This window comes from Sphingopyxis soli, from assembly GCF_018682675.1.
In the GTDB taxonomy this organism is placed as follows: domain Bacteria; phylum Pseudomonadota; class Alphaproteobacteria; order Sphingomonadales; family Sphingomonadaceae; genus Sphingopyxis; species Sphingopyxis soli.
In genome coordinates, this window is the sequence record NZ_JAFMTR010000094.1 from 1 (window position 1) to 7,299 (window position 7,299).

At 66.0% G+C, this 7,299-nt stretch carries 6 protein-coding genes; 4 read left to right on the plus strand and 2 right to left on the minus strand.

All coding sequences use genetic code 11. The features are described from left to right. Positions 1-78 precede the first annotated feature (78 nt). Together J1N50_RS14250 and J1N50_RS14255 are read right to left on the minus strand one after the other, a co-directional pair. The gene (locus tag J1N50_RS14250; RefSeq protein WP_215354739.1) at positions 79-702 is read right to left on the minus strand and encodes a glutathione S-transferase family protein; all 624 of its coding nucleotides are present in this window, start codon (positions 700-702) and stop codon (positions 79-81) included. A gap of 47 nt (positions 703-749) precedes the next feature. Then, positions 750-1,751 carry an NAD(P)H-quinone oxidoreductase gene (locus J1N50_RS14255; RefSeq protein ID WP_343227891.1) on the minus strand — a complete coding sequence of 334 codons (1,002 nt, stop codon included), beginning with the start codon at positions 1,749-1,751 and terminating at the stop codon, positions 750-752. A gap of 110 nt (positions 1,752-1,861) precedes the next feature. On the opposite strand from J1N50_RS14255, the gene J1N50_RS14260 reads away from it, so the two are divergent. The 4 genes from J1N50_RS14260 (at position 1,862) to map (ending at position 6,862) form a co-directional block, all read left to right on the plus strand. Beyond that, on the plus strand, positions 1,862-2,059 hold the full coding sequence (locus J1N50_RS14260) for a DUF1192 domain-containing protein (RefSeq protein WP_215354742.1): 198 nt from the start codon (positions 1,862-1,864) through the stop codon (positions 2,057-2,059). A 76-nt stretch (positions 2,060-2,135) separates the two neighbouring features. Then, complete coding sequence (locus tag J1N50_RS14265; protein WP_215354744.1) at positions 2,136-3,344, plus strand: cation:proton antiporter; 1,209 nt, start codon at positions 2,136-2,138, stop codon at positions 3,342-3,344. A 165-nt stretch (positions 3,345-3,509) separates the two neighbouring features. Then, the gene (gene clpA, locus J1N50_RS14270) at positions 3,510-5,846 is read left to right on the plus strand and encodes an ATP-dependent Clp protease ATP-binding subunit ClpA (protein WP_215354746.1); all 2,337 of its coding nucleotides are present in this window, start codon (positions 3,510-3,512) and stop codon (positions 5,844-5,846) included. Positions 5,847-6,022: 176 nt separating this feature from the next. After that, positions 6,023-6,862 carry a type I methionyl aminopeptidase gene (map, locus tag J1N50_RS14275; RefSeq protein ID WP_215354761.1) on the plus strand — a complete coding sequence of 280 codons (840 nt, stop codon included), beginning with the start codon at positions 6,023-6,025 and terminating at the stop codon, positions 6,860-6,862. Positions 6,863-7,299 lie beyond the last annotated feature (437 nt).

The window sequence follows — 7,299 nt, forward strand, 5'->3', positions numbered from 1 at the left end:
CTGCGCGAATGGACCCCGGATCAAGTCCGGGGTGACGAGACAAGGAAGGACAACTTCCGGTCGTTTCCGGACCTTCAGCTATGCCCCCATCGCCACATAGCCCGGCTCGGCCTCGATCCGCGCGACCCAGCGCTGCACCGCCGGATAATCGGCGAGCGCGAAGAAGCCGCCCTCCTCCGCGACATGCGTATAGGCATAAAGCGCGATATCGGCGAGCGAGAGCGCCCCGCCCGCGAGCCAGTCGTTCTTCGCCAGATGCTCGTCCATCAGCGCCAGCGCGGCCTTCCCCGCCTCGATCTTGCCGGGCAGCAGCGCCCGCTGGGCATCGGTCAAATTCGCCTCGCCGATCCACCCCGTCCAGAAGCGCAGGGTCGCGACATTCGGTTCGTGATTATACTGCTCCCAGAACATCCAGCGCAGCATGTCGGCGCGTGCGAAGCGGTCGCCCGGAACAAGGCGCGAGCCGTCGCCCAGCCAGAAACAGGCGGCATTGCTTTCGGGCAGGAATTGGTCGCCGATCTGGAGCACCGGGATGCGGCCGTTGGCATTGACCGTCGCCAGAAACGCCGGCGTCCGCGTCTCGCCCTTCATGATGTCATATTCGCGCCGCTCGAGCGCGATACCCAGAAGCGCCGCGGTCAGCCGGATCTTGTAGCAATTTCCGCTCGGCGCATATTCGTGAAGGACAGGCTGGCCGCTCATCCCCTGTTTCCTTTCGCTGTCGCCCCCTGCACCAGGACGGCGCCGGATCAGGACAGCCTCAACACAATTTTTCCGACATGCGCGCCCGCCTGCATCCGTGCATGTGCGGCGGCGGCTTCGGCGAGCGGAAAGCTCTGGTCCATCGCGGGCTTCCAGCCGCCTTCGGACAGGCGCGGCCAGAGCGTCCGGTGAATCTCGTCGGCCAGCAGCGCCTTGAACTCGGCGCTCCGCGCGCGGAGCGTCGAGCCGGTCAGCGTCAGGCGGCGGCGCATGATCTGCGACACATCGACCTCGGCCTTCGCGCCGCGCTGGAAGGCGATCGAGACATGGCGCCCGTCGTCGGCGAGACATTCGAGGTTGCGCGGCACATAGTCGCCGCCGACCATGTCGAGCACGACCTCGACCCCCTTGCCGCCGGTCAGACCCTTCACCGCCTCGACATAATCCTCTGCCGAATAGTCGATCGCGTGGGTCGCGCCGAGCGCCGTCGCGGCGGCGCACTTGTCTGCACTGCCGCAGGTGACGATCGTGCGGATCCCGAACAGCTTGCACAGCCCGATCGCGGTCGTGCCGATGCCGCTGGTGCCGCCGTGGATCAGCGCGGTCTCGCCGTCGCGGACATAGGCGCGCTCGAACAGATTGTGCCAGACGGTGAACACGGTTTCGGGCAGCGCCGCCGCCTCTTCCATCGAAAAGCCCTGCGGCACCGGCAGGCAGCTTCCCCCCGGCGCGACGCAATATTCGGCGTAGCCGCCGCCCGCGACGAGCGCACACACCGACTGGCCCAGCAGTTCGCGATCGCCAGCCGGCCCGACCGCAACGACGACGCCCGCGACCTCGAGTCCCGGCAGGTCCGAAGCACCCGGCGGCGGCGGATAAAAGCCCATGCGTTGCAACACGTCGGGACGGTTCACCCCGGCAGCGGCGACGCGGATCAGCACCTCGCCCGGACCGGGCTGCGGCACGGGCCGGGTTTCGGGAACCAGCACCTCGGGTCCGCCCGGCTCGCGGATCGCGATCACGGTCATTTCGGCTGGCAGGCTGGTCACGCTGGTTAATCCCCCACAGATGAAGTCGTCCCTTGGCGCGCCTTATTGACAGAGGTACGACACGGGTCAACAGTCGCGCCCAATCAGGGATCCGCGAGAGAGGACGTACCATGGACGATGACGACCTTCCCCGCCGCCGCGACGATGTGCTCGCGGCGCTGATCAAGCAGCCGCTCGATCCGTTGTCGGTCGCCGAACTGGACGAGCGCATCGCGGTGCTGGAGGCCGAAATCGCGCGCGTGAAGGCGCACAAGGAGGCCGCGGGAACCTTCAAAGCGAGCGCCGAGGCGCTGTTCCGCAAGGGGTGAGCGCAGCGCAACGGCACTGGTAGAGAACGTTCACAAAATCCTTGTCGCGCGGGGAACCGACCGATAGTCTCCGCGCATGTCGTTCGTCATCGACCTGCTCTGCTTCTTGCTGGTGCCGCTGCTCTGCTGGCGCCTCGTTCGCGGTGCGGTGCCGATGGCGGTGCTGCCGATATTGACCGGGCTGGCCGTCGCGATCGCCGCCGACCGCTTCGGCTTCGACAAGTCGGCGCTGGGCCCCTCGCCGCTCGGCGACACGATCGGCTGGCTCGGCGTGCTCGCGCTGGCGTTCAGTGCCGGGCTCGAAACGCGGATGACCGCCGACCATGCGCCGCGCCTCGACGGCCGGCTTGTCGGCGCCGCGCTCGCCGCGCTCGCGCTGCCGTTCCTGGTCGGCTTCGTGGCGGCAGTCTCGGGTACGATGGACGCAGTGCTGGCGCGCCCGCAGGGGGTGTCGCCGCTGCTGTCCGCAGCCGCCATCGGGCTTTGCCTTTCGGTGAGCGCGCTGCCCGTCCTCGTCGGCATTGTTCGCGAGCTGCCGATGGCCGACCGCCCGCTCGGCCATCTCGCGCTGCGCATCGCCGCGCTCGACGACGCCATCCTGTGGTCGGGCCTCGCGCTGCTGCTTTTCCTGCACCGCGGCGAGGGCGCCGCGTCCCTTCCGGGCGGCGGGCTTCCGCTCGCGGCGATAGCCCTCCTCGCGGCGATGGTCGCGCTGCGAAGCCGGATCGGCCGCTTCCTGCCCGACCATCCTGCAATCACCGTCGCGCTGGGCATCTCCTATCTTGCGGCCGGGGCGTGGAGCACCGCGGCGCTGGGACTGCACGAACTGCTCGGCGCCTATTTCGCCGGGGCGATGGCGCCGAAACCGCTCGCCGAACGACTGCGGCCGGAGCTCGTCGGCAGGGTCGCCCTGTTCGGCCTGTCCCCCCTCTTCTTTGCACATCGCGGTCTCAGCATCGACGGCGCGGTCGTCACCGTGGGCGCCATCGGCGCCTCTATGGTCCTGCTATTGATAGCGGGCGCATCCAAGCTGGCGGCGGTGCATCTGGCGCCGCCCGAACCCGGGCTGCCGGGAACCGAGCGCACGCGGCTCGGCCTGCTGCTCCAGTGCAAGGGACTGATGGAGATCGTCGCCGCGACGATCCTCGCGCAGGCGGGGCTCATCACCCCGACGGTCTTTGCCGTGCTCGTGACGCTGGCGCTGGTTTCGACGACGCTCACGGTCCCGCTGTTCCGCCTCGCAACAGGCAGCAAGAACGCACAAACGGTCGCCGCAGGACGCTAGCCCGGTCGCCGACGCGGCTATTGGTTGTTAACCATAATACAACAGTGTCACGGCAATTTCACATTCGCCGCCGCTTTTCCCTTGCGGTGTGGCGGCGGCATCGCCACCTTATGTTCCTAAGGGGGCCGCTCTCCCCGGCCTGGTCCCCGCAAGGAGATGAAGACCATGCCGTCCTTTTCGGAAAGCCTCGAAAAGACACTACACAACGCGCTGAAGGCCGCTTCGGAGCGCCATCACGAATATGCGACGCTCGAGCATCTGCTCTATGCGCTGATCGACGACGATCATGCCGCCGAAGTGATGCGCGCGTGCGGCGTTGCGCTCGACGATCTGCAATCGGCGGTCGTTCACTATCTCGACACCGAACTCGACAGCCTGAAGGTCGAGGGGCACAGCGACCCGTCGCCGACGAGTGGCTTCCAGCGCGTCGTCCAGCGCGCGATCCTGCATGTCCAGTCGTCGGGCAAGGATGAGGTAACGGGCGCCAACGTCCTCGTCGCGCTCTTCTCCGAACGCGAATCCTATGCGGTCTATTTCCTGCAGCAGCAGGACCTGACCCGCCTCGACGCGGTCTCGTATCTCAGCCACGGCGTCGGCAAGGGCGGCAAACCCTCGCCGCAGGCCGAGCCCGAGGAAAAGGAAGAGACGAAGGACAAGAGCGAAGGCAAGTCCAAGAAGGAAACCGCGCTCGACCAGTTCACCGTCAACCTCAACGAAAAGGCCAAGACCGGCAAGGTCGACCCGTTGATCGGCCGCGGCGCCGAGGTCGACCGCACGATCCAGATCCTCTGCCGCCGCAGCAAGAACAACCCGCTCTATGTCGGCGACCCCGGTGTCGGCAAGACAGCGATCGCCGAAGGGCTTGCGCGCAAGATCGTCGAAGGCGACGTGCCCGAGGTGCTGCTGCCCGCGGTCATCTATTCGCTCGACATGGGCGCGCTGCTCGCCGGCACGCGCTATCGGGGCGATTTCGAGGAGCGGCTGAAGCAGGTCGTGTCCGAACTCGAAGGCCTGCCGCACGCGATCCTGTTCATCGACGAGATCCACACCGTGATCGGCGCCGGCGCGACGAGCGGCGGCGCGATGGACGCGTCGAACCTGCTGAAGCCCGCTTTGTCGGGCGGCGTCATCCGCTGCATCGGCTCGACGACGTACAAGGAGTTCCGCAACCACTTCGAAAAGGACCGCGCGCTGCTGCGCCGGTTCCAGAAGATCGACGTGATCGAGCCGAGCATCGAGGACACGAAGAAGATCCTCGCGGGCCTTCGCGAAGCGTTCGAGAGCCATCATAATGTGAAATACACCGCCGACGCGATCAACGCGGCGGTCGAGCTGTCGTCGCGCTACATCAACGACCGCAAGCTGCCCGACAAGGCGATCGACGTGATCGACGAGGTCGGGGCGATGCAGATGCTGGTGCCGCCGTCGAAGCGCCGCAAGACGATCACCGCGAAGGAAATCGAGGCGGTGATCGCGACGATGGCGCGCATCCCGCCGAAGTCGGTGTCGAGCGACGACAAGAAGGTGCTCGAAACGCTCGAAACCGACCTCAAGCGCGTCGTCTTCGGCCAGAACACCGCGATCGAGGTGCTGTCGTCGGCCATCAAGCTGAGCCGCGCGGGCCTCCGCGATCCCGAGAAGCCGATCGGCAATTACCTGTTCAGCGGCCCGACCGGGGTCGGCAAGACCGAGGTCGCGAAGCAGCTCGCGCACATCATGGGCATCCCGCTCCAGCGCTTCGACATGTCCGAATATATGGAGCGGCACAGCGTGTCGCGCCTGATCGGCGCGCCGCCGGGCTATGTCGGCTATGATCAGGGCGGATTGCTGACCGACGCGATCGACCAGAATCCGCATTGCGTGCTGCTGCTCGACGAAATCGAAAAGGCGCATCCCGACCTGTTCAACATCCTGCTGCAGGTGATGGACAACGGCCGCCTGACCGACCACCACGGCAAGACCGTCGACTTCCGCAACGTCATCCTGATCATGACGACCAACGCGGGCGCCAGCGACATGGCGCGCGAGTCGATCGGCTTCGGCCAGTCAACGCGCGAGGATGTGCAGGAAGAAGCGGTGAAACGCATGTTCACCCCCGAATTCCGCAACCGCCTCGATGCGATCGTGCCCTTCGGCTATCTGCCGCCCGAGGTTGTGGCGCGCGTCGTCGACAAGTTCATCCTGCAATTGGAACTGCAGCTGGCGGATCGCAACGTCCACATCCAGCTCGACGATGCGGCGCGCGAATGGCTGACCGGCAAGGGCTATGACAAGCTCTATGGCGCGCGCCCGATGGGCCGCCTGATCCAGGAAAAGATCAAGCAGCCGCTCGCCGAGGAGCTGCTCTTCGGCAAGCTCGTTCATGGCGGCGAGGTCAAGGTGAAGATGAAGGAAGGCGAGGACGCCAAGGTCGGCAACCCGCTCACCTTCGAAATCACCCCCGCCGCGCCCAAGGCCGCGAAGGGAAAGGCGAAAGGCAAAGCCGAGAAGGCGGCGGAGTAAAGCCAAATAGCTCCCCTCCCGCTTGCGGGAGGGGCAGCGAGACTTGCGAGCTTGCTCGCTAGTCGCAGCGGGGAGGGTTGTAACGCCACAGCCCCTCCCCAAACCCCTCCCGCAAGCGGGAGGGGCTTTCATTACCGCCCCTCGCTTTTTGAAGCGCCAGCGACTATATCACCCCCATGTACGACTATGTCTCCGTAACCGCCGACGAAGCATCGGCGCCCGCCCGCGTCCGCGACGGCACGATCAAGCTGCATGACGAGGCGGGTTTTGCCGGGATGCGCAAGGCGGGCCGGCTGTCGGCCGAAATCCTCGACGCGCTCGTTCCCTTCGTCCAGCCGGGGGTGACCACCGCCGCGATCGACGACCTCGTCCGCACGATGATGCTCGACGGCGGCGGCATTCCGGCGACGCTCGGCTATCGCGGCTTCACGCACAGCTGCTGCACCAGCATCAACCACGTCGTCTGCCACGGCATCCCCGACGACAAGCCGCTTCGCGACGGCGACATCGTCAATATCGACGTCACGACGATCATCGACGGCTGGCACGGTGACACCAGCCGCATGTATCTGGTCGGCGACGTGCCGATCAAGGCGAAGCGTCTTGTCGACGTCACCTTTGAATGCCTGATGCTCGGGATCGAGCAGGCGAAGCCCGGCAACCGCATGGGCGACGTCGCCCACGCGATCCAGAGCCACGCCGAGCGCCATCGCTATTCGGTCGTCCGCGATTTCTGCGGCCACGGGCTCGGCCAGATGTTCCATGACGCGCCCGAAGTCGTCCACGCGGGCCGTCCCGGCACCGGCCCCGAACTCCGCCCGGGCATGTTCTTCACGATCGAGCCGATGATCAATACGGGAAAATATGCCGTGAAGATGCTGCCCGACGGCTGGACCGCGGTAACGCGCGACCGCTCGCTCTCGGCGCAGTTCGAGCATAGCATCGGGATCACGGAAACCGGCTGCGAGATTTTCACCGCCAGTCCCAAGGGTCTGAACGCGCCGCCTTGGAACTGATTCCTTCTCCCTTGATGGGAGAAGGATATGAAGCCTTGTCGCGCAGCGATTAGGCGAAGTTGGATGAGGGTGGCAGTGCGTCACGTCACCGTCCGTTTGAGGCCGAGACCGCACCCCCACCGCTGCGACTAGCCAGCAAGCTGGCAAGTCTCGCTGCCTCCCCCATCGAGGGGGAGGATAAGAGTGCCCCCCTCCCGACACCCCCCATTTTCCCGCTTGCGCCTCCGCGGCTTCCAGCGCAGTCTTGACGTTAACGTCAAGCATAGGCGTGGGGAGAGAATGGGATGGCGAAACGGGTCTTGAAGACCGCGCTGGTCGGCGGCGCATTACTGGCATTGGCGGCATGCAACGCATCGAAGAACGACAGCATCTCGGGCGGCTCGCTCGACGATGCCGAAAAGGCCAGCGAGGCTTTGCTCAAGACCGGCGGCAACGGC